Annotated in this window: 18 protein-coding genes and 1 tRNA gene; 14 read left to right on the top strand and 5 right to left on the bottom strand. The window is 67.7% G+C overall.

All coding sequences use genetic code 11. The features are described 5' to 3' along the window. Positions 1-25 precede the first annotated feature (25 nt). The 6 genes from fdhE to selD all read left to right on the top strand — a co-directional run bounded on the left by fdhE (position 26) and on the right by selD (position 6,799). Positions 26-991 carry a formate dehydrogenase accessory protein FdhE gene (gene fdhE, locus BLQ58_RS10140; protein ID WP_092597230.1) on the top strand — a complete coding sequence of 322 codons (966 nt, stop codon included), beginning with the start codon at positions 26-28 and terminating at the stop codon, positions 989-991. After that, a complete protein-coding gene (gene selA, locus BLQ58_RS10145) occupies positions 988-2,427 on the top strand; it encodes an L-seryl-tRNA(Sec) selenium transferase (RefSeq protein ID WP_254775877.1) in 1,440 nt (479 codons plus the stop codon). The genes fdhE and selA overlap by 4 nt, the downstream gene beginning before the upstream one ends. Further along, a complete protein-coding gene (gene selB, locus BLQ58_RS10150; protein WP_092597232.1) occupies positions 2,424-4,349 on the top strand; it encodes a selenocysteine-specific translation elongation factor in 1,926 nt (641 codons plus the stop codon). The genes selA and selB overlap by 4 nt, the downstream gene beginning before the upstream one ends. Before the next feature lie 9 nt (positions 4,350-4,358). Beyond that, positions 4,359-4,454: transfer RNA gene (locus BLQ58_RS29085), tRNA-Sec, on the top strand. A gap of 111 nt (positions 4,455-4,565) precedes the next feature. Next, positions 4,566-5,732, top strand: coding sequence for a transglutaminase-like domain-containing protein (locus BLQ58_RS10155; protein ID WP_092597235.1), 1,167 nt, complete (start codon positions 4,566-4,568; stop codon positions 5,730-5,732). Beyond that, entirely contained in the window at positions 5,732-6,799 is a 1,068-nt protein-coding gene (selD, locus tag BLQ58_RS10160; protein WP_092597238.1) for a selenide, water dikinase SelD, read from the top strand. Before BLQ58_RS10155 ends, selD begins: the two co-directional genes overlap by 1 nt. 34 nt (positions 6,800-6,833) lie before the next feature. On the opposite strand, the gene BLQ58_RS10165 is transcribed toward selD, so the two are convergent. Next, positions 6,834-7,562 carry a 2OG-Fe(II) oxygenase gene (locus BLQ58_RS10165; protein ID WP_092597241.1) on the bottom strand — a complete coding sequence of 243 codons (729 nt, stop codon included), beginning with the start codon at positions 7,560-7,562 and terminating at the stop codon, positions 6,834-6,836. A 470-nt stretch (positions 7,563-8,032) separates the two neighbouring features. On the opposite strand from BLQ58_RS10165, the gene fur reads away from it, so the two are divergent. Next, positions 8,033-8,500, top strand: a complete 468-nt coding sequence (gene fur / locus BLQ58_RS10170; protein WP_092597414.1) for a ferric iron uptake transcriptional regulator — start codon at positions 8,033-8,035, stop codon at positions 8,498-8,500. Positions 8,501-8,608: 108 nt separating this feature from the next. Then, a complete protein-coding gene (locus tag BLQ58_RS10175; protein WP_092597244.1) occupies positions 8,609-8,992 on the top strand; it encodes a hypothetical protein in 384 nt (127 codons plus the stop codon). A gap of 25 nt (positions 8,993-9,017) precedes the next feature. Here the strand turns inward: BLQ58_RS10175 and BLQ58_RS10180 are convergent, their stop codons facing one another. Together BLQ58_RS10180 and BLQ58_RS29090 are read right to left on the bottom strand one after the other, a co-directional pair. Continuing rightward, entirely contained in the window at positions 9,018-9,929 is a 912-nt protein-coding gene (locus BLQ58_RS10180; protein WP_092597246.1) for a DMT family transporter, read from the bottom strand. Between the two features lie 4 nt (positions 9,930-9,933). Then, positions 9,934-10,086 carry a hypothetical protein gene (locus BLQ58_RS29090; RefSeq protein WP_175459878.1) on the bottom strand — a complete coding sequence of 51 codons (153 nt, stop codon included), beginning with the start codon at positions 10,084-10,086 and terminating at the stop codon, positions 9,934-9,936. 381 nt (positions 10,087-10,467) lie between these two features. On the opposite strand from BLQ58_RS29090, the gene BLQ58_RS10185 reads away from it, so the two are divergent. Further along, positions 10,468-10,797, top strand: coding sequence for a PadR family transcriptional regulator (locus tag BLQ58_RS10185; RefSeq protein ID WP_049816016.1), 330 nt, complete (start codon positions 10,468-10,470; stop codon positions 10,795-10,797). A 124-nt stretch (positions 10,798-10,921) separates the two neighbouring features. On the opposite strand, the gene BLQ58_RS10190 is transcribed toward BLQ58_RS10185, so the two are convergent. Further along, on the bottom strand, positions 10,922-13,762 hold the full coding sequence (locus tag BLQ58_RS10190) for a bifunctional diguanylate cyclase/phosphodiesterase (protein ID WP_092597249.1): 2,841 nt from the start codon (positions 13,760-13,762) through the stop codon (positions 10,922-10,924). A 365-nt stretch (positions 13,763-14,127) separates the two neighbouring features. Between BLQ58_RS10190 and BLQ58_RS10195 the strand changes: the two genes are divergently transcribed. Continuing rightward, positions 14,128-16,116 (top strand): sensor domain-containing diguanylate cyclase, encoded by a 1,989-nt coding sequence (locus tag BLQ58_RS10195; protein WP_092597252.1) that lies wholly within the window; start codon positions 14,128-14,130, stop codon positions 16,114-16,116. A gap of 73 nt (positions 16,117-16,189) precedes the next feature. On the opposite strand, the gene BLQ58_RS10200 is transcribed toward BLQ58_RS10195, so the two are convergent. Continuing rightward, positions 16,190-16,561 (bottom strand): hypothetical protein, encoded by a 372-nt coding sequence (locus BLQ58_RS10200; RefSeq protein ID WP_092597255.1) that lies wholly within the window; start codon positions 16,559-16,561, stop codon positions 16,190-16,192. 242 nt (positions 16,562-16,803) lie between these two features. On the opposite strand from BLQ58_RS10200, the gene BLQ58_RS10205 reads away from it, so the two are divergent. The 4 genes from BLQ58_RS10205 (at position 16,804) to BLQ58_RS10220 (ending at position 21,166) form a co-directional block, all read left to right on the top strand. Continuing rightward, on the top strand, positions 16,804-17,154 hold the full coding sequence (locus BLQ58_RS10205; protein ID WP_092597258.1) for a four-helix bundle copper-binding protein: 351 nt from the start codon (positions 16,804-16,806) through the stop codon (positions 17,152-17,154). A 192-nt stretch (positions 17,155-17,346) separates the two neighbouring features. Next, positions 17,347-18,750 carry a class II fumarate hydratase gene (gene fumC / locus BLQ58_RS10210; RefSeq protein ID WP_092597261.1) on the top strand — a complete coding sequence of 468 codons (1,404 nt, stop codon included), beginning with the start codon at positions 17,347-17,349 and terminating at the stop codon, positions 18,748-18,750. A 102-nt stretch (positions 18,751-18,852) separates the two neighbouring features. After that, on the top strand, positions 18,853-20,505 hold the full coding sequence (locus BLQ58_RS10215) for a sensor histidine kinase (protein WP_092597264.1): 1,653 nt from the start codon (positions 18,853-18,855) through the stop codon (positions 20,503-20,505). Continuing rightward, complete coding sequence (locus BLQ58_RS10220) at positions 20,486-21,166, top strand: response regulator transcription factor (protein WP_092597266.1); 681 nt, start codon at positions 20,486-20,488, stop codon at positions 21,164-21,166. Before BLQ58_RS10215 ends, BLQ58_RS10220 begins: the two co-directional genes overlap by 20 nt. Position 21,167 lies beyond the last annotated feature (1 nt).

A 21,167-nucleotide genomic window follows, 5' to 3' on the forward strand; every position in this document is an offset into this window, starting at 1 on the left:
CCGGACTGCCAGGGGATGACGACTGATGGTGCAGCGCATTCTGGAGCCGGCGGAAATCGAATCGATCGACCACATCGCCATCGCGCGTGTGCGTCTGCCCGATCGCGCGGATGTGTTTGCCGCGCGGGCGCAGCGGCTACGCCAGCTGGCGCCGGGCAACCCGATCGGCCCGTACCTGCTGCTGATGGCCGCCGTGGCCGACGCGCAGCATGTGGTGGCGCAGTCGCTCGCCGGGTCTTCCGATCTCGCGCCCCTTTCCCCCGAAGCCATCCACCGCGCGGGCGAGCACTGCATGCCGCTGCTGCCCGCACAGGACGCCGGCGCGCCACATGCCGCCGCCGCACTGTTCGGCCGGCTGGCTGACACCTGCCCCGAACTCGCGGCCCCGCTGGCCACTCTGCGTGCGATGCCGGCCGACGCGCTGGCCAACGCCGTGCAGGAGCTGCTGGGACTGCGCCATGCCGGCGGCCGCCCCATCGACACCGCCACCGCGCCGCTGCTGATGGCGGCGCTGCAGCTGGACCGCACCGTGCTGGCCAGCCAGCTGCGCGAGCAGGACATGCCGATGCTGGACGTCCACACGGTCTGCCCGGTCTGCGGCACGCCACCGGTGGCCAGCATCGTACGCATCGGCGGGCGCTACCAGGGGCTGCGCTATCTGCACTGCGGCCTGTGCGCCACCGAATGGCACATGGTGCGCGTCAAGTGCAGCCATTGCGAAACCACCGAGGGCATCAGCTACTACGCCGTCGAAGGCCAGGGCGACGCGCTCAAGGCCGAGACCTGCGGCCAATGCCATCACTATCGCAAGATCGCCTACATGGAGAAGGATCCGATGGTCGAGCCGCTGGCCGACGACCTGGCCTCTCTGGCGCTTGACGTGATGATGGGCGAAGCCGGCTACGGCCGCGCCAACGGCAACCCGCTGCTATGGCTGGCCGATGACGAAGACGATGACGGCGGCGTGGAGATGCCGGAGGTGCGCGGATGAACGACACCGTGTCGATGCCCGCCCGCCCCGCAGACATTCCATCGGTCGACCGCGTGCTGCGGCTGCCCGGCCTGCAGCCGCTGCTGGAACGCTACGGCCGCACACCGGCCACCAGCGCGCTGCGCCGCCTGCTCGACGCGCTGCGCGCCCAGGCCGTGGCCGGTCAGCTGGCGCGCCAGGCCATCGGCGACGACGCGCTGTGCGAAGCCCTGGCCGCGCAGCTGGCGCGCGACGCCCAGCCGCGCCTGCGCGCCGTGTTCAACCTGACCGGCACGGTGCTGCATACCAACCTCGGCCGCGCTCTGCTGCCCGACAGCGCCGTCCAGGCAGTCGTCCGTGCCATGACCACGCCGGCCAATCTCGAATTCGATCTGGACACGGGCGGCCGTGGCGACCGCGACGATCTGGTCGCCGATCTGCTGTGCGAACTGACCGGCGCGCAGGCCGCCACGGTGGTCAACAACAACGCGGCGGCCGTGCTGCTGATGCTCAACACGCTGGCGCAGCGGCGCGAGGTGGTGGTGTCGCGCGGCGAACTGGTGGAAATCGGCGGCGCCTTCCGCATTCCCGATGTCATGCAGCGCGCCGGGGTCAAGCTGGTGGAGATCGGCACGACCAACCGCACGCATCCGCATGACTACGCCGATGCCATTGGCGCGCGTACGGCGCTGCTGATGAAGGTGCATTGCAGCAACTACGAGATCACCGGCTTCACGCGCAGCGTGGAAGTGGCCGACGTGGCGCGCATCGCGCAGCCGCTGGGCCTGCCCGTGGTGGTGGATCTGGGCAGCGGCACGCTGGGCGACCTCACCCAGTGGGGCCTGCCACGCGAGACCACGGTGCGCGAGACCATCGCCGCAGGCGCGGACCTGGTCACGTTCAGCGGCGACAAACTGCTGGGCGGCCCCCAGGCCGGCCTGATCGTCGGACGTGCCGACCTGGTCGCGAAGATCAAGAAGAACCCGCTCAAGCGCGCGCTGCGGGTGGGCAAGCTCACGCTCGCCGCGCTGGAGCCGGTGCTGCAGCTGTATCGCGATCCGGACACGCTGGTGCAGTCGCTGCCCACGCTGCGCCTGCTGGCGCGGCCCGCCGGCGAGATGGCGGCCATGGCCGAGCGCCTGCGGCCCGTGGTCCAGGCGCCGCTGGGCGATGGCTGGCAGGTTTCGGCCGTTCCCATGGTCAGCCAGATCGGCAGCGGTGCGATGCCCGGCGGGCAACTGGCCAGCTTCGGGCTGGTCATCGGCCCGCGCGACGCCGGCAAGCGTACCGGCCGGCGTCTGCAGCAACTGGAAGCCGCGCTGCGCGCGCTGCCGCGCCCCGTGATCGGCCGCGTCAGCGAAGACGCGCTCTGGCTCGACCTGCGCTGCCTGGAAACCGCCGATGAAGTTGCGTTCTCGGCCCAGTGGCCCCTGCTGGCGGAGGCGCTGCGCTCATGATCGTCGGCACGGCCGGACATATCGACCACGGCAAGACCACGCTGGTGCGCGCGCTGACCGGCGTCGATACCGATCGGCTCAAGGAAGAGAAGGCGCGCGGCATCTCGATCGAACTCGGCTATGCCTATACGCCGCTGCCCGATGGCGACGTGCTGGGCTATATCGACGTGCCCGGTCACGAACGCCTGATTCATACGATGGCCGCCGGGGCCAGCGGCATCGACCTGGCCCTGCTGGTGGTGGCCGCCGATGATGGCGTCATGCCGCAGACGCGCGAGCACCTGACCATCGTCGAGCGACTTGGCGTGCCGCGCGCCGTGGTGGCACTGACGAAGGCCGACCGGGCCGACGCCACGCAACTGGCCAGCGTGCGCGGCGAGATCGAGGCACTGCTGGCGGGCACTCCCTATGCTGGCGCCGACGTATTCCCGCTCAATGCCACCGACGATGCCGATCCCGGCGTCGCGGCGCTGCGCGCGTGGCTGCAGGACACCGCGCAGCATACGCCCGCGCATGGCGCCGGCGGGTTGTTCCGTCTGGCGGTGGATCGCGTGTTCACGCTGGGCGGCCATGGCACTGTCGTCACCGGCACCGTGTTCGGCGGCCGGGTGGCGGTAGGCGATGTGATGCAGGTGGCGCCGTCGGGCCTGCCCGCGCGCGTGCGCAGCATCCACGCCCAGAACCGGCCGGCGGAGGCCGGCCTGGCGGGCCAGCGTTGCGCGCTGAACCTGGCCGGCATCGACAAGGCGGACATCCATCGCGGCGACTGGATCGTCGACCCCGCCTTGATGGCGCCGGTCACGCGCATCGATGTCCGGCTCACGCTGCATCCGGGCGCCGGTTCCCGCATCGGCCACTGGTCGCCGCTGCACGTACATCTGGGCGCCGCGCATCGCATGGCCAATGCCGTGCTGCTTGACTGCGAAGCCCTGGAGCCAGGCGGCACCGCGCTGGCCCAGCTCGTGTTCGCCGCGCCGGTCTGCGCGGTGGCCGGCGACCACTTCATCCTGCGCAATCCGCAGGCCACGCAGACGGTGGGCGGCGGCGTGGTGCTCGACAACGTGGCACCCGAGCGGCATCGACGTGCGCCCGGGCGTCTCGCCTGGCTGCTGGCAGTGGAGCAGATGCTCGGCGGCTGCGGCATCCTGCCGCTGCTGGACAATGCGCCGCACGGCGTGGCCGAGACCCGGCTGGTGCGCCTGACGGGCCTGCCGGCCAGCGCCATGACGTTGCCGCCTGCCGTTCTTCGCATCGGCGAGACGCTGATCCTGTCGCGCTATCTCGATGCGCTGCGCACCGGCGTGCTGGACACGCTGACGGCGTTCCATGCGCGCATGCCCGACGAACCCGGCCTGGGCGCCGGTTCGCTGCGCCGGGTGGCATTTGCCGGCGCGCCGATTCCCGACGCGCTGTGGTCCGCCTTGCTCGACACGCTGCTGCAGCAACGTGCCGTGGAACGGCATGGCGGATGGATGCGCCTGCCGGGCCATGCCATCACCTTCACCGATGCCGAACAGGCGCTGGGCGCCCAATTGCTGCCCCGGGTGGCGGCGGGGGGGTTCGACCCGCCCTGGGTGCGCGAGCATGCGGTGGCGCTGAACGCGCCCGAGGAACAGGTCCGCCACGTGCTAGGCAAACTGGCGCGCCAGGGCACCGTGCATCAGGTGGTGCGCGACCTGTTCTATGCCGAAGCCGCCATCGAAACGCTGGCGCGGCTGTTCGGCACGATGGCCGCGGCGCAGGGTCATGTGGAAGTGATTGCGTTTCGCGATGCCGTGGGGCTGGGCCGCAAGCGCACGATCCAGATTCTGGAGTTCTTCGATCGCGCGGGATACACTCGCCGCGTGGGCAATGCGCGCATGCTGCGCCCCGATAGTGAATGGCGTCCGCTGGCCACGCCTGCCCGGCCAGCGCCGTCATAGATCCGCAAGGGAAGGCATCCGTATCCGGTGATGCGGCCGGGCTTCAAACCCGGTTGGGGGCGCCAGACGTTCCCAGGTAGGTTCGACTCCTGCTGCTTTCCGCCATTCCTCTCCGGTTTCCCTCCGATTTCCCTGTTGCCACGCGCATGACCTACCATGCATAAGCAGCGGTTGGGCATGTTTCGAGTCTCGAACTTCTCATCCAGAGGAATCATCATGGACAGACGCGCATTCCTGCGGCTGGGTGCCGCAGTACCGGTTTCCATAGGCGCGGGCGTCGGCCCGGCATTCTCCGCCCCCTCCTCAGCCCCCTCCTCCCCCGCCGATCCGTATCCGGCCTCCGCCGGCTGGCGCGTCTACGAACTGACCACCGAAGTGCACCTGCCGGCCGCCGCGGCGCCGGCCACGGTGTGGCTGCCCGTCCCCGCCCCGAACCTCGGCGACTATCAGCACACCGTATCGAACGAATGGATCGCACCCGGCGCGCGGGCCCGGGCAGCGCGCACCGGGCGCTACGGCGTGGACATGCTGGTCATCGACTGGCCCACCGCCACGCACGGCGCACCGCTGTCGGCGCGGCTCACCAGCACCGTGGCGCTGCGCGACCGCGATGTCGATCTTGGCACGGCACCGTCGCTCGAGTGGGCGCCGTCGGCACGGTCGGCGCGGTCGGCGCAATCGGCTGAGTCCGCTGCGTCGCTGGCCGAGTATCGTCGGCCCACGCAGCTGATGCCCACCGATGGCATCGTGCGCGAGACAGCGCTGGGCATTACCGCCGGGCTGACCGACGACATGAGCCGCGCGCAGGCCATCTACCAGTGGGTGGTGGACCATACCTGCCGCGACGCCAGCGTACGCGGCTGCGGCACCGGCGACGTGGTGAGGATGCTGAAGACCGGCGGCGTCATGAATGGCAAGTGCGCGGACATCAACGGCCTGTTCGTGGCGTTGACGCGCGCGGTCGGCATCCCGGCGCGCGATGCGTACGGCATCCGCGTGGACGATTCCCAGCGCGGCTTCCGCGCGCTCGGCAAGGCCGGCGACATCTCCAGGGCGCAGCATTGCCGGGCCGAGTTCCATGCCGCGGGCTATGGATGGATTCCCGCCGATCCGGCCGATGTCCGCAAGGTGGCGCTCGAAGAGGTGCCAGGCGGCCTGCCGATGACGGACGGCAAGGTCCGGGCCGCCCGCGCGCTGCTGTTCGGCGCCTGGGAGGGCAACTGGGTCGCCTACAACCATGGCCACGACGTGCGTCTGCCCGACAGCGGCATGGCGCCGGTGCCCTTCCTGATGTATCCGCAGGCGAAGACCGTGGCGGGTACGCTGGACAGCCTCGACCCGGCCGCGTTCGGCTATCGCATCGCGTCGCGGAGGGTGGCCTGATGACGACATCGATCGAACACAACGGCGGCGAAGTGCGCCTGACATCGCTGGCGCACGGCGGCGGCTGCGGCTGCAAGATCGCGCCGGGCGTGCTAGGCGACATCCTGCGCAACACCCGGCAGTTCCCGGCGCCGCCGGGGCTGCTGGTGGGCATCGAGACCAGCGATGACGCGGCGGTGTACCGGCTCAACGATACGCAGGCGCTGGTGGCCACCACGGACTTCTTCATGCCCGTGGTGGACGACCCCTACGATTTCGGCCGCATCGCGGCCACCAATGCGATTTCCGATGTCTATGCGATGGGCGGCACGCCAATCATGGCACTGGCGCTGGTGGGCATGCCCGTCGACAAGCTGTCGCCCGAGACCATCGGCAAGATCCTGGAAGGCGGCCAATCGATCTGCGCCGAGGCCGGCATTCCGATTGCGGGCGGCCATTCGATCGACTCGGTCGAGCCGATCTATGGGCTGGTAGTGATGGGCCTGGTGCATCCCGACCGCATCCGCCGCAATCGCGACGCGCAGGCCGGCGACGTGCTGGTACTGGGCAAGCCGCTGGGCGTGGGGGTCTATTCCGCCGCGATCAAGAAGGAATCGCTCGACGACTACGGCTACCGGCAGATGATCGCCAGCACCACGCAGCTCAACACACCGGGCAAGGCGCTTGGCGCGCTGGATGGCGTGCATGCGATCACCGACGTGACCGGCTTTGGCCTGCTCGGCCATCTGCTGGAGGTTTGCCGTGGCAGCGGGCTGGGCGCCACGATCGACATGGCGCATGTGCCGCTGCTGCCCGGCGTGGCCGCGCTGGCGGAAGGGGGCGCAGTCACGGGCGCCTCGCGGCGCAACTGGGCCAGCTATGGCCATGACGTCACGGTCGATACCGGGGTGTCGCACGTCCAGCAGGCGCTGCTGACGGACCCGCAGACCAGCGGAGGATTGCTGGTGTCTTGTGCGCCCGATGCCGTCGACGCGGTGCTGGGCATCTTCCGCAAGGAGGGATTCGGACACGCCGCCGTGGTGGGCGCGATGCATGCCGGGGCGCCGGGTGTGCGGGTGACCGCGTAATCCGCGGTCGCCGTCCGACGCCCGCCGGGCCGTTTCAGGTCGCGTCGTGGAAGATGATGCCCAGCGTCTGCCGGTGCCCGGTGTGCAACCGGCTGACGCCATGCCGCAGATTCACGCGGTAGGTGCCCCGCGTACCGGGTACCGGCCGCTGGCTCACCGCGAACACCACGGCATCGCCCTTGCCCAGCGACACCACTTCGGCCCGCGACTGCATGCGCGGACGCTGCTCGGTCATCACGAATTCGCCGCCGGTGAAGTCCTTGCCGGGTTCGGATAGCAGAATCGCCACCTGCAGCGGAAACACGTGTTCGCCATACAGGTCCTGATGCAGACAGTTGTAATCGCCCGCCGCGTAGCGCAGCAGCAGCGGCGTGGGGCGCGACTGGCCGGCGCGATGGCAGCGGGCCAGGTAGTCGCCGTGCGCGACCGGGTAATCGGCGGCAATGCCCATGGCCGTGTTCCAGCGGTTGGCGATCGGTGCCAGATGCGGGTAGAGCCCGGTGCGCAGCGCGTCAACGGGATCGGGCAGGGGATAGGCGAAGTACTTGTACTCGCCACGGCCGAAGCCATGCCGGCGCATGTCGATACGCGAGCGGTAAAGCGCTTCATTCGGATAGAGCGCGGCCAGCGCATCGCACATCGCCGGAGAGATCAGCGCCCGGATCGCCGCGCACCCGTAGGCATCGAGATCCTGCCCGATGCCGGGCCAGTCGAGGGCGTCGATGTGGGCGCGGATGGCCGTCGATGTCTGTTCGGTCTTCATGTCAAAACCACTCCCGAAACCAGGGACAAAAATATTCCTTGAAATGAGATCGATTCCCATTTACTATCCAACCACTGTCTGACGCACGGCACCGCCGGGGCGGACAGGAACAGATTGCTGGGCGTGGTAGCGATGGATCGATACGGCGCCCGATACCGTCTTTTGTGGGGACCGCTCCGACACACGGAGCGTTTGGTAGTAGCCAGCTCCAGGAAGATCGGGAAAACATCCAGACCCCGTTTTCCCGATCGCGTCATCCTGCAGCAAGCCAGGCCACCTTTTTATTCCGCGCGCCACGCAGGCACAGCGCGCCGTCCGGAGCGATGCCGCTCGTCGATCCGGCGCTTCCCGCCTGCTTCCGCCACGATCTGGCGGAAGGTTGGCCGGCCAAGGGCGCCGGCCCCAGCTTTCCGCCGTCGATCCACCGCCTGGAGTATTAACCGTGCGTCCCAGTGGGCGCGAGCTGCCGCATGACTACTTCCACAGTGAACTCCGAAGCCGTACCACTCAAGCGCGCGGGCCTGAAAGCCACGTCGCCGCGCATGCACGTGCTGGAAGCGTTCCGCAATAGCGACCGTCGCCACCTCAGCGCGGAAGATGTCTATCGGATCCTGCTCGACCTCGATGTCGATGCGGGACTGTCCACCGTCTACCGCGTGCTCAACCAGCTGGTGCAGGCCAATATCCTGCTGCGCCACAGCTTCGAGTCCGACCATGCCGTGTTCGAACTCAACGAGGGCGGCCATCACGATCATCTGATCTGTATCGCCTGCGGCGTGGTGGAGGAATTCAGCGACGAAGGCATCGAGGCGCGACAAAGGCAGGTGGCCGCCCAGAACGACTTTGTCCTGCGCGAGCACATGCTGGTGCTCTATGGCCTGTGCCCGGCCTGCCAGCAGTCGGATGTCGAGACGGCCACCGGCACCACCCGGAAGTAACGCGGACGTTTCTTACACAAACACCAAGTGCCGTTACAAAGGCGTGCAATCGGTAATACGCCGGATGGGTAGAGTGGAGCCATAGCACCTCACCCACTGGTGATTACGATGAACAAGCGCCCCCTGTATCTTTCCCTCCTCGTCGCCGGCACCGCCGCGCTGGCCACTTCCACTGCCGCCATGGCGCGCGTCGATGTCGACGTGAACTTCGGCGTGCCCGTGGCACCGGCTCCGGTCGTCGTGGCGCCCGCCCCGGTCTATGTGCAGCCCCAACCCGTCTATGTGGCGCCGCCGCCTCCGCCGCCGGTGGTCTATCGCCCGGCACCGCCGGTTGTCGTTGCACCGGCACCCGCCGTGGTGATCGGCTGGCATAACGACCGATACTGGGACGGCCGCCGCTGGTATGACCGCCGCGAGTATCACGCCTGGCACGACCATGGCCGGGGCCCGGACCACTATCGCGGCGATGATCGCGGCTACTACCGTCGCTAAGCGCCGGCTATCGACCGTCGCGTCGTCATGACCGCGCCACGGCCGGCGCAGACGCCGGCGTGGCGGGTCGCAGCACCAGCCAGACCGCCCCGCCGATCAGCAGCATGCCGGCCGCGTGCGCCCACGACAGCGTCTCGCCCAGGAACATCCATCCCCACACGATGCCGAAAGGCGGAATCAGGAAGGTGACGGTCAGCGATCGCACCGGGCCGAGATCGGCGATCAGCCTGAAATACAACACGTAGGCGATGGCTGTGCAGAACATGCCCAGTCCGAGCATGCCAGCCCACACACCCAGGCCGGCCGCAGGCAGCGTGTTCTCGCGGAGCAGCGCCACCGCGCTGAAGGGCAACAGGAACAGCGTGGCACCGACCAGGCTGCCGCCCGCCACCAGCCGGCTGTCCAGCCCGCCGCGCGCCGTGATCCAGCGACGCGTCAGAAACCCGGCCAGCCCGTAACACGACGTCGCCACCAGGCACGCCAGCGCGCCCAGCAGCACATCGTGCGAGAAGACCACTGGGCCCGTGCGGGTCAGCACCGCCACGCCCGCCAGGCCCAGCAGCACCCCCGCCGCCTTGGCACGGGTCAGCCTCTCGGCAAAGAACAGCGAGCCGATCACCGCCCCCATCAGCGGTGTCATGGCGTTGAAAATGGCCGAATAGCCAGCCGGCAGCCACAATGCGGCCACCGAATACATCACAAACGGGATGCCGGAATTGATGATCCCCAGCATGACCACCGCTGGCCACTTGCCCTGCATGTCCCATTTCAGCCCCAGCAGGGGCAGACAGGCTGCCAGCGTCACGGCGCCAATCAGCACGCGAAAGAAGGCGGTCGGCAACGGGCCCAGCACCGGCGCGGCGATGCGGATGAACAGGAAGCTGGCGCCCCAGATGGCGGAGAGCAGCAACAGGCGAAACAGGTCGGCGAGCTTCATCAGTTCAGTTGAGGCAATGATTGAATTCAAAGATGGCAAACCGTTGCAGAAGTGCGACAAGTGCATCACTTTCCGCCGGATCGACGCGATTTTCGCGGTGGTTCACGACGGTTATTTCAGCCCAAAACGGGGCCCGTGGCTGGCTGGAAGCGGACATGCGACACCGAGTGGGTGACCGAAGAAGTGACGACAAAGCGGCGAAATTTGGCACAAAAATGGGGCAATGGCGACGTTTGTTGCGCCTTCGCCGCAATCTCGCTTTCGAAACCCTTACGGAATCACCCCCCGGTGGTAGGGGTCACTACCACAGCGCGTGACATCGCGTATTCAGTTCCATTAAAATCTGCCCTGCGCCAGAGTTAATTGACCCCTCCGACGCATTCCCGACAAGCCGCCAGGCAATCCTGGCGGCTTCTTTTTTTTCTACGGTCGAGAATCACGTATCGTAGCGGCTACGGAGCGTGCAAGGGGATGGGACGCTTCGTTCACGTTGCATTCTCGCGTCAACCGCCGCCCCAGGTTTTGCGTTGCCTGCCACATGAAACGACAGTTCCTCGGCTTGCTAGCCCGCGTCTACGTCATGCAATTCGCCATGGAGGTGCCCGCCACCGTGGCCATGCTTGCAGAAATGCTCATGGAATACGGATTCCAGGTGGACATCGGCACGGTACGACCTCTGCTGCGCGCGCTGCAGATGGAAGGCTATCTCGAAAGCGTCCTGCGCGATGGCATCGGGCGCGTCTACCTGCTGACCGAACAGGGCCGCGAAGAACTCGCGAGCAGCCGGTCGCGCATCGACGACCTGTACCGGCGCCTTCACAATCCTACGGGGGTCGGAGAACCGGCCGTCGTCACCACGAACACCTGAGCGCCCCCGCTCACACCGAAAACCCGGCTACGCGCGACGCGCCAGCCGGGTTTCTTTTTGGCCGGAGCGTACCCGTTTCTGCGTGCATGTTTGAGTGGCGCGTGGCGTGGCACGTTTGTGCCACTCACGCCGCGTCGGCAAACCCTTTTCCGCCCAGCAGAATCTGGCGCAGCGCATCGAGCCCCACGGGCTGGCAGAACAGGAAGCCCTGCACCGCATCGCAGCCTTCGCCGCGCAGGAATTCGAACTGCGCCTTCGACTCGACGCCCTCCGCCACCACCTGCAGGTGCAGCTGATGGCCTAGCGCGATGATTGCGGCAGCCACGGCGCGGTCGTGCCCCGGCATGGCCAGGTCATCGACAAAGGACTTGTCGATCTTCAGCTTGCTGATCGGCAGGCGCGTCAGGTAGCCCAGGCCCGAATAGCCGGTGCCGAAGTCGTCGATCGACACGCCCACGCCAAGCTGCCGCACGCGGCGGAACGTCTCGATCGTCTTTTCGCCACCGTCCACCAGGATGCCTTCTGTGACCTCGATCGTCAGGCTGGCCGCCGGCAGATCGGCGGCTTGCAGGCACTGCGCCACGGTTTCCTGGAAATTTGCCTGCCGCAGTTGCAGCGGCGAGATGTTGACGGCCACGTCGATGTCGAGCCCCAGCTCTTGCCGCAGGGACTGGATCTCGCGGCAGGCCGTGGCCAGCGTCCACGCGCCCAGCGCGCCGATCAGGCCGCACTGCTCGGCAACGGGGATGAACTCGGCGGGGCGCATCGGTCCGCGCTCGGGCGTTTCCCAGGCGATCAGGGCTTCCACGCCTACCACGGCGAGGGTGGCGACATCGACGATCGGCTGGTAGCGAAGCCGGAACTCCTGCTCGGCCAGCGCACGGCGCAGCAGCGCCTCGATCGTGAAGCGGGCCAGCGATGCCTGCGCCATCTCCGTGGCAAACCGGCGCAATTGGGCGCGGCCATCCTGCTTGGCGGCGTACATCGCCGAATCGGCCGATTTCATCAGGTTGGTCAGCGTATCGCCATCGTCCGGATAGACGGCCATGCCCAGCGACGGCGTCACGCGCAGCGACTGCCCCGCGATCTGCAGGTCTTCGGACACCCGCGCCAGGATCTTGGCCGCCGCCAGTTCGGCTTCGCTGTCATGACGCAGGCCGCCCAGCACCACGGCGAACTCGTCCCCACCCATGCGGGCCACCACGTCACGCGGACGCACCGCGCCGCGGATGCGGTCGGCGATGGTGCGCAGCACGTCGTCGCCCACCGGATGCCCCAGCGTTTCGTTGATGTGCTTGAAATGGTCCAGGTCCAGCAGCAACAGGGCCACGCGATGGCCATGGCGGCGTGCGTCGGCCAGCACCGTTTCGGTACGTGCGTTCAGCTCGGTGCGATTGGGCAGACCGGTCAGCGCATCGTGCTGGGCCAGATGCCGGATGTATTCGTCCACGCGCCGGCGTTCGGTCAGGTCGTGGGCGATCACCAGGAAACCGCCTTCGGTGCTGCCGTCGGCCAGCGCCGTCACCGTCAGATGCACGGGCAACCGCGATCCACCCTTGCGCAGGTATGTCCAGTCACGCCCATCGGTCACGCCCAGCCGGGCCTTGGCCACCAGCGCTGGCAGCCCCGGCTCGACCGTTTCGCCGATCTCGCCCGACAGCTCGCGCGCGTGCGCGGCCACCTCGTCGGCGTCGTGCAGGCTGGCGTAGGGCATGCGGCCGACGAGTTCGGTCTCGGCGTACCAGAGCATGCGCTGCCCGGCACGGTTGATGCCCGTGATCATGCCGTACGCATCGAACGTGATGACGCAGAACGGCGCGTGGTCCATCAGCCGCGCGTAGCGCAGGCTGGCGGTGGCCGCGCTCTGTTCGGCGCGGGCCAGGCTTTCTCGCAGGCCGGCGGCCACCGCGCTGCCCGCCTGTCCGGCCAGCGAGGCCTGCCGGCGGGCATCGCGCCGTTCCCGTGCCAGCCGGAATGCCAGCCATGCCATCAGCCAGGTGGCCAGCGCGCCCAGCGCCAGCACGCGCACGCCATAGCGGCCGGCGTGCGTGGCCTCGAAGCCGGGCCGCGTGGCGGCGCGCAGCGTCCAGGTGCGGCCGCCGAATTCGATCTGGCGGTCGGCCTCGATCATCGGCTTGCGGTGATCGTCGCGGCGTTCGGCCTCGGGCATGCCGCCGGACAGCAAGGCGCCGGCGGCCGAAGGCCCTTCGAACAGCGTCAGCACCAGATCCCCCGACACGCCGCCGCTCACGCCGCGCATCAGGTCGCCAAGCCGCAGCGAGACATACACCACGCCGGACAGCGCATCGCGCCGCTCGGCGGCGGTGGCTGACGGTACCCCGGCCGGGAACACCGGCGCATAGAGCAACGCACCGCGCTGCGGCGCCTGCGCTTCCACCTCGCGGATCAGGGCCAGGCCTTCGGTCAGCCTGGGCTGGCCGCTGTCGCGCGCCGCTTCGAGCGCCGCGCGGCGCACCGGATCGCTGAGCAGGTCAAAGCCCAGCGCCCTGGCGTTGCGGCCGCTGGGTGGCTCATTGAAGAGAATCGGGGCGTACTGCGCCCGCTCGCCCGGCGGATAGACCTCGAAGTCGCTCACGCCATCGGCATGGGCGCCGGCCACGACGCCGGCCAGTTGTGCCTGTGGCACGAGCGGTGCATAGCCGATCGACTGCGTGCCCGGCGGCAGTTCGTCAAGTTGTGCCGAATACAGGTAGTTGCGCCACTGCGCCCGCGTGGTATTTCCATTGGCCGCCATCAGGGCGGCGGCCCCGCGCAGCAGGCGTTCGTTTTCCTGCAGGCGGTCGGTCAGCGCATCGGCGGTGCGGCCCAGCATGGCGCCCACATCCTGTTCGGCGACCCGGCGCTCCAGGCCGGTGGCCAGGCGCCAGGCGCCCGCCGTCAGCAGCGCCCCCCCTGCGGTAACCAGCAGCGAGAGCACGACAGGAGACAGCAGGCGCGATTTCATGAATGGGATGGGGCGGAACAAAATCGGGCGGCGATTCAGGTGTCGCCCGGCATGCCGAGCCCGGGCATACATTACGTAACATTGGTTCGCCGCACTATAACCTGCCCACTTGCGCCCGCACAGTGGCGCCACGCACACATGCGCGCGGGCCGCGCCGGGCAGGACCACGTGCCCTGTCACGCGATTGTCAAACCCCGGATTGCCCGGGCTGACCCAAACGGGTGTGCCGTGATACCGTTCGGCTGCCTTGTCGCACCCTTGCACTCGCTGTACAGCGCGACGAAAGGCCTTTCGGACGCCGTGACCCTTGAGCCGCCCTGACCTCTGACATCCCGCATTGCCGTGCCGGCGTCGTATTTGGACCCATGCCCCGATTTTTGCCATCGCTCAAGGCGCGCATTGCGCTGATCACCACGGTGCTCGCCGCCGTGCTGGGCAGCGGCATCGTGCTCGGTTCGCTCTATTACGCGCACCGCGACCTCGAGGAAGTGCTGCAGAACCAGCAGGACTCGATCGTCAAGCTGTCGGTCGACCAGCTCGACACGGCCATGGAAGACCGCATCGTGATGCTGACGCACCTGGCGCCGCAGTTGAGCGCGCCGCTGGCGGCCGCGCAAGGCATGTCGCCCGAGGCGCTACGCGACCGGGTCAAGGAAGTGGTGACGCGCACGGTGCCGGTGCCCGAGGCATTCGATTCCGTGCTGGTGGCCGACGCCAGCGGCACCCTGATCAACATGGGCGGGGCCGCCCCGGCCGACATCAGCGACCGCACCTACTTTCGCGAAACCGCCCGTACCCGCAACGTGGTCGTCGCCGCCCCGTTGCGGGCGCGTATCGACGGCTCGATGGGCGCGCTGCTGGCGGTGCCGATCCTGTCGCCATCGGGCGCGTTCCTGGGTCTGGTGGCTGGCTGGCTCAACCTCGGGCATCCGAATTTTCTGGTGGAAATCGGCCATAGCCGGCTGGGGATCACAGGCTTCTACTGCCTGGTGTCGGCCGGCGCGGCACCGGTGTACATCGAACATCCCGACCCTGCCCAGGCCCACCAGCCCGCCAGCGCCGCGGGCGACACCTGCGGTGTCGACGATAATGCCGCGCCACTGGAATTCCTGACGCCCACACGCCCTGTGATCGCCCGGCGGCTGATGGCCACCACCGGCTGGGAGCTGGTGGCCGTGCTGCCCGCGCACGAGGCCTACACACCGCTGCGGCAGTTGCAGCGGCGCTTCCTGATGATGTCGGGCATCGTGCTGGCCGTGGTGGCCCTGCTGATCTGGCTGGCGGTGCGCCGGCTGCTGACGCCGTTGTCGCGGCTGCACCAGGTGGTGCGCGACAGCGCCAGCGACGTGGACGCCTTCGAGCGGCTGCCGCAGCGGCCCCAGCGTGACGAGATCGGCGACGTCACGCGTGCCTTTATCGGCCTGATGCGCGACGTGCGGCAGCGCGGGCAGCAGCTGGCGCGCAGCGAACGCCGGTTGCGCGCCGTGACCGATACCCTGCCCGCGCTGCTGGCGTTCATCGACAACGACGAGCGCTACGTCTTCAACAACGCGGCCTATGAAAGTGCGTTCGGCCTGTCTGTCGAGCAGATCCGCGGCATGACCGTGCGCGAACTGCTGGGCGAGGAACGCTACCTGCGCGCCCGCCCGTACCTGCAGCAGGCGCTGGCGGGCAGCGTGGTCAGTTTCGAGGGCGAATACGAATTCCCACGCCATCACTGGATGGAAACCACCTATCGGCCGGAATGGAGCGAGGACGGCCAGCAGGTGGTGGGCGTGCATATCCACGTGCTGGACATCACGCAGCGCAAGCTGGAAAACCAGCGGCTGTCCCATCTGTCGCGCACCGACCACCTGACCCAGCTGCAGAATCGCAGCGCGTTCGAGGCGCATCTGCGCGACGCCATGGCGCTCGCCCGGGCCGAGGATCGCCTGATGGCGCTGCTTTACCTGGACATGGACCGCTTCAAGGCCGTGAACGACATCCACGGCCATGCCACCGGCGACCTGCTGCTGCAATCATTTGCGTTGCGGCTGCGCCGCTGCGCGCGCAGCCAGGACCACGTTGCCCGGCTGGGCGGCGACGAATTCGCGGTGATCCTGGCGGACATCGAATCCCCGTTGACAGCGCGGCGCGTGGCCGAGGCCATCCTGGAATCGGTGGGCCGGCAGTTCTATTTCGATGGGGTCGTGACCGATGTGGACGTCAGCATCGGCGTGGCCCTGTACCGGGGTGCGCCGCTCAGCGAGGAGGCGCTGATGCGCACGGCCGACGTGCTGCTGTATCGCGCCAAGGCGCTTGGCCGGGGCCGCTATGAAATCGGCCCCACGGAGCTGCTGCAGATGGAAGCGTGACTGGCTGGCCGGCCGCCCAGGCAAGTGACGACTTTCGGCGCTGAAAGCCGCCCCTGTGGCCGCCAGCGCTTGGTCAGTGTTTGGTCGATTCGTCGGAAGCGTCCGATGCCAGCGGTGCGTCGGCGTCGAACGGCACGTGGCGGCCGTCCGCCGACTGGTAACCGAGCTTGGCGTTTTCGCCCATCATCCGCTCGTAGGCCAGCATGGCTTCGGCCACCGCCTTCGATTCGCCCTTGAACACCACCACGTCGTTGCCGCAGTTCGGGCACTGTCCGCCGAACACCGCGTCGATGCCGTGCAGGCCCGGTGCGGGAATGGCATCGAAATTCGTGAATGCGGTCTTGCAAGATCCGCAGACCAGTTGCGCAGGCCGCAGCGCGTCGATGCGTGCCCGTGCCTGTTGTGCCCGTTCCTCGGGCGTACCCCGCCGTTTTGCGTCACCCATGATGCTGTCCTTTCCACTGGCGGATTGTGTCAATCACTGCCTTCTGCGCGCTTCGTCGGTCATCCGCCATTTGCATGGCCGACCATGAACGTCACAGAAACAATGCAGTGGCGGCCATTGTAGAACAGTCCGGCGAGGGGGCCATGAACGGGCGTGCCAGCCCGGCGGGCCGGCATGGTCGCGGTACGCCTGCTATTGTGAATAACGGTTGCCTACCCTTTACCCCCCTTAGGAGGACACCGATGATTCGACCCAACGTGAAGGAAAACTTCAACCGTTACGCCGACTGCATCGCCGCGTGCAATGCCGCCGCAGCGGCCTGCCTCAAATGCGCCGCCGCGTGCCTGGAAGAGCCCGACACGAAGAAAATGACCCGCTGCATCGCCCTGGACATGGATTGCGCAGGCATTGCCAACCTGGCCGCGTCATACATGCTGCGCAACAGCGAATTCGCGCCACTGGTGTGCGAAGACTGCGCCGAAGTGTGCAAGTGGTGCGCCGAGGAATGCGAGCGCCACGACCACTGGCACTGCCAGGAATGTGCCAAGGCGTGTGCCGCCTGCATGGAAATGTGCCTGAAGATGACCGCCTGACCCCGTCGCCCGCGTTGATCGCACGTAAATCGTTACGCTAGATCGACGCGGGCATTTCGCCAGGCAACCGCCGCCGGCCGCGCTCGCAAGCACACGCCGGCGGCAGGGCTATGCGGCGCATATGCCACCGGACGGCTATCCTCTAGGTCTGCCCAGGTTCAGCTGTGATCTCTTTCCTGAAGGAGTCAGTCCATGTCCGACAAGTCCACCGCCACCCGCATCGAGAAAGACAGCCTCGGAGACGTTGCCGTCCCCGCCGATCATCTCTGGGGTGCGCAGACCGAAAGGTCACGTCAGAATTTCCGTATCGGCAGCGAAAAGATGCCGCCCTCGCTGATCGAGGCATTCGCGGTCCTGAAGCTGTGCGCCGCGCGCGCCAACCGCGAACTGGGCGTACTGAAGCCCGAGGTGGCCGACGCCATCGAAAAGGCCGCCGAGGAAGTGATCGCCGGAAAATGGCCCAACGAATTCCCGCTGGTGGTCTGGCAGACCGGCTCCGGCACGCAGACCAACATGAACCTCAACGAGGTCATCTCGAATCGCGCCATCCAGATGCTGGGCGGCGAGGTCGGCAGCAAGAAGCCGGTGCATCCGAACGACCACGTCAACGCCAGCCAGTCGTCGAACGACAGTTTTCCGACGGCGATGCATATCGCCGCCACGCGTGCCATCCAGCAGACACTGTTGCCTTCGCTGGAGAAACTGCAACAGACCTTCGCAAAGAAGGTGGAAGCCTTCTCCGATATCGTCAAGGTCGGCCGCACCCATCTGCAGGATGCGGTGCCGCTGACGCTGGGCCAGGAATTTTCCGGCTACATGACGCAGGTGGCCGATGCCCAGTCGCGCCTGCAGCAGGCCATGCTGCGGGCGATGCCGGTGCCGCAGGGCGGCACGGCCGTAGGGACGGGCCTGAATGCGCCACAGGGCTTCGCCGCCGCGTTCGCGCGCGCGCTGGCCGGCTACACCGGCCTGCCGTTCGAACCGGCGCCCAACCGCTATGCGCTGCAGGCCGCGCACGATGCGCTGGCCGACCTGTCGGGCGCGCTCAACACCACCGCGTCGTCGTTCCTGAAAATCGCTCGCGACTTCATGCTGCTGGGCTCGGGCCCGCGCGCGGGATTTGCCGAGTTGCAGTTGCCGGCCAACGAGCCCGGTTCGTCGATCATGCCCGGCAAGGTCAATCCGACCCAGGCCGAGGCGCTGGCCATGGTCTGCTGCCGCGTGATCGGCAACCACACCACGGTGACGCTGGCCAACAGCCTGGGCACGCTGGAGCTGAACGCGTACAAGCCGGTCATCATCTACAGCCTGTTGCAGTCTGTGACATTGCTGGCCGATGCGGCCGCCAGCTTCGCCGAACACATGGTGGAAGGCGTGGAGCCCGACCGTGCCCGCATCCAGGAACTGCTGGAACGGTCGCTGATGTCGGTGACGGCGCTGAACCCGTATATCGGTTACGACAAGGCGGCCGAGATCGCCAAGCTGGCGGTCAAGAAAAACCTGTCGCTGCGTGAAGCGGCCATCGATTCCGGCCACGTTACCAACGAGCAGTTCGACCAGTGGATCGACTTCAAGGCACTGACCAGAGAAGTCTGACGCCGATGCCACACGGCAAAGCGGAACGGCCGGCGGCGTAGCGCGGTCTATGCGAAACCCAGGCCGCGCGGCGCGACGCCGCGCGCAACTCAAGAATCTGCCATGTTCCGCTTTCGCCTTTCTATCGCCTTTGCCCTGCTCGTGGCGCTGGTCTGCATCCAGGCCGGCTTTGTCTACTGGGGCGCCAATCGCGTCAACGACTACGCGCAGCACAGCCGGCTGGCCAGCGACATCCTGTCCGAACTGCTGGACCTGTCCGCCAACAAGCAGCGGCTGCGCGTGTGGGCATCGCAGCGGCTGATGAATGCCGATGCCGCGCCCGAGGTGCGTGACCGCGTGCTGGACACCATGAAACGCGGGGCCGCCCGGCTGCAGGAACTTGCGCAGCGCGACATCGTGCTATGGAACGAGATCTCCGCGCTCGACGGCGTACCGATCCCGCCCGAAGTCAACGCGCTGGCCAGCATGACCGACCTGCTCGGCGACAACATCGTCGCCGTGGAAAAGCGGCTGGTGGCCCTGCAGCCTTTGCCGCGCGACGCCGACTTCGCCGGGGTATGGCGGGAGCTGAACGACGTCTTCGACAAGGCGCGCGGCCGCGATTTAAGAGAATTGCTATATGGCGCGATTGATCGTCAGCGCGCCGCCGTGCCGCTGGCGCGGGCTGCCACCGAGCGTGGCCTGGACCGCGTGCGCGCCCAGGCCTTCGGCATGGCCGCGGTTACGCTGCTGGCCGCCATCGTGCTGGCCTGGCAACTGGGGCGCAGGCTAAAGCGCCCACTGGACCAGTTGCTGGAAGGCGTGGGCGCGCTGCGGGCCGGCGCGCTCGACTACCGGCTGCCGATTCGTTCGGGCGACGAATTCGAGCATGTGGCGGAGGGCTTCAATGCCATGGCCGCCGAACTGCAACAGCATCGAAGCGATGCCGACGCCGCACGTCGCCGTCTGGAAGACGCCGTGCAGGCCCGTACGGCCGAACTGAGTTCCGCGCACGAAACACTCCAGCGCATCGACCAGCGCCGCCGGCAACTGTTTGCCGACCTCGGGCACGAATTGCGCACGCCGACCACGGCCATCCGGGGCGAGGCCGAGATCGCGCTACGTGGCGGCGAGAAGCCGGCGCAGGAATATCGCCATGCCTTGCAGCAGATTGTCGGCGCCGCCGAGCAACTGACCGGGCATATCAACGATCTGCTACTGATTGCCCGTGCCGAAGCTGACCAGCTGGTGATGCAGCCGCAAAGCGTTGCCCTGTTGCCGCTGCTGCAGGACGCCGCGGACTTTGCCGATGCGCTGGGCGCCGAGCATGACGTGCGCATCGCACTGCAATGTCCCGAAGCGGCCGGCGGCATCACGGTCATGGCCGATGCCGACCGGCTGCGCCAGGCCATCGTGATCCTGCTGGATAACGCGATCCGCTATTCGCCGCGTGGCAGCACCGTGTATCTGCGCTGTCAGGTGGTGCCGACCGGCGTGCGTATCGAAGTGGAGGACCATGGCATCGGCATCGATGCCGACGAACTGGCGCTGGTCTTCGAGCGTTTCGTGCGGGGTCGGCGCGCGCGGGCCCATCGCGCCGACGGCACCGGCATCGGCCTGTCGATCGCGCAGGCCATCGTCCAGGCCCATCACGGCAACCTCACGCTGGCCCAGGTCGACCCGCACGGCACGCGTGCTTGCATCGACATCCCCGGCGGCCCCCGTCCCGCTGTCACCGCCAACGCCACCGCACGCCATGAACATTCTGGTCATTGAAGACGACGCCCGCGTGGCCGATTTCCTGGTGCGCGGCCTGCGCGCCGAGGGCTATCTCGTCCAGCTGGCCCGCACCGGCCCCGAGGGCCTGGACATGGCGCGCCGCGGCGATGCCGCGCTGTTGCTGCTCGATCTGATGCTGCCCGGCATCAATGGCCTGGAGCTTTGCCAGACGTTGCGTGCCGAGCGCAATCACGTGCCGATCCTGATACTGACCTCGCTCAGCGACGTGGGCGACCGCGTGGCGGGCCTGCGTCTGGGCGCCGACGACTACCTGACCAAGCCGTTCGCGTTCGAAGAACTGCTGGCGCGCATCGAGGCCCTGCTGCGGCGCGGCCGGGAACAGCAGCCCAAGGCTCAGCAGTTGCAGGTGGCCGACCTGGTCCTCGACCGCGACCGCATGCAGGTCTCGCGCGGCGGCAATGCCATCGCGCTGACAGCCAAGGAACTGGCCTTCCTGGAACTGCTGATGAGCGCGCCGGGGCGCGTCTTCAGCCGCGAGCGCATCTTGTCGAACGTCTGGGGCGCCAACGAAGACCCGCTGACCAATATCGTCGACGTCTATGTGCGCCGCCTGCGTGGCAAGATCGACGATGGCCACGCGCTGCCGTTGCTGAAGACCGTGCGCGGGCTTGGCTACCGCATCGACGACGCGCCCTGAG

It is taken from the genome of Ralstonia sp. 25mfcol4.1 (genome assembly GCF_900104095.1).
Lineage (GTDB): Bacteria > Pseudomonadota > Gammaproteobacteria > Burkholderiales > Burkholderiaceae > Cupriavidus.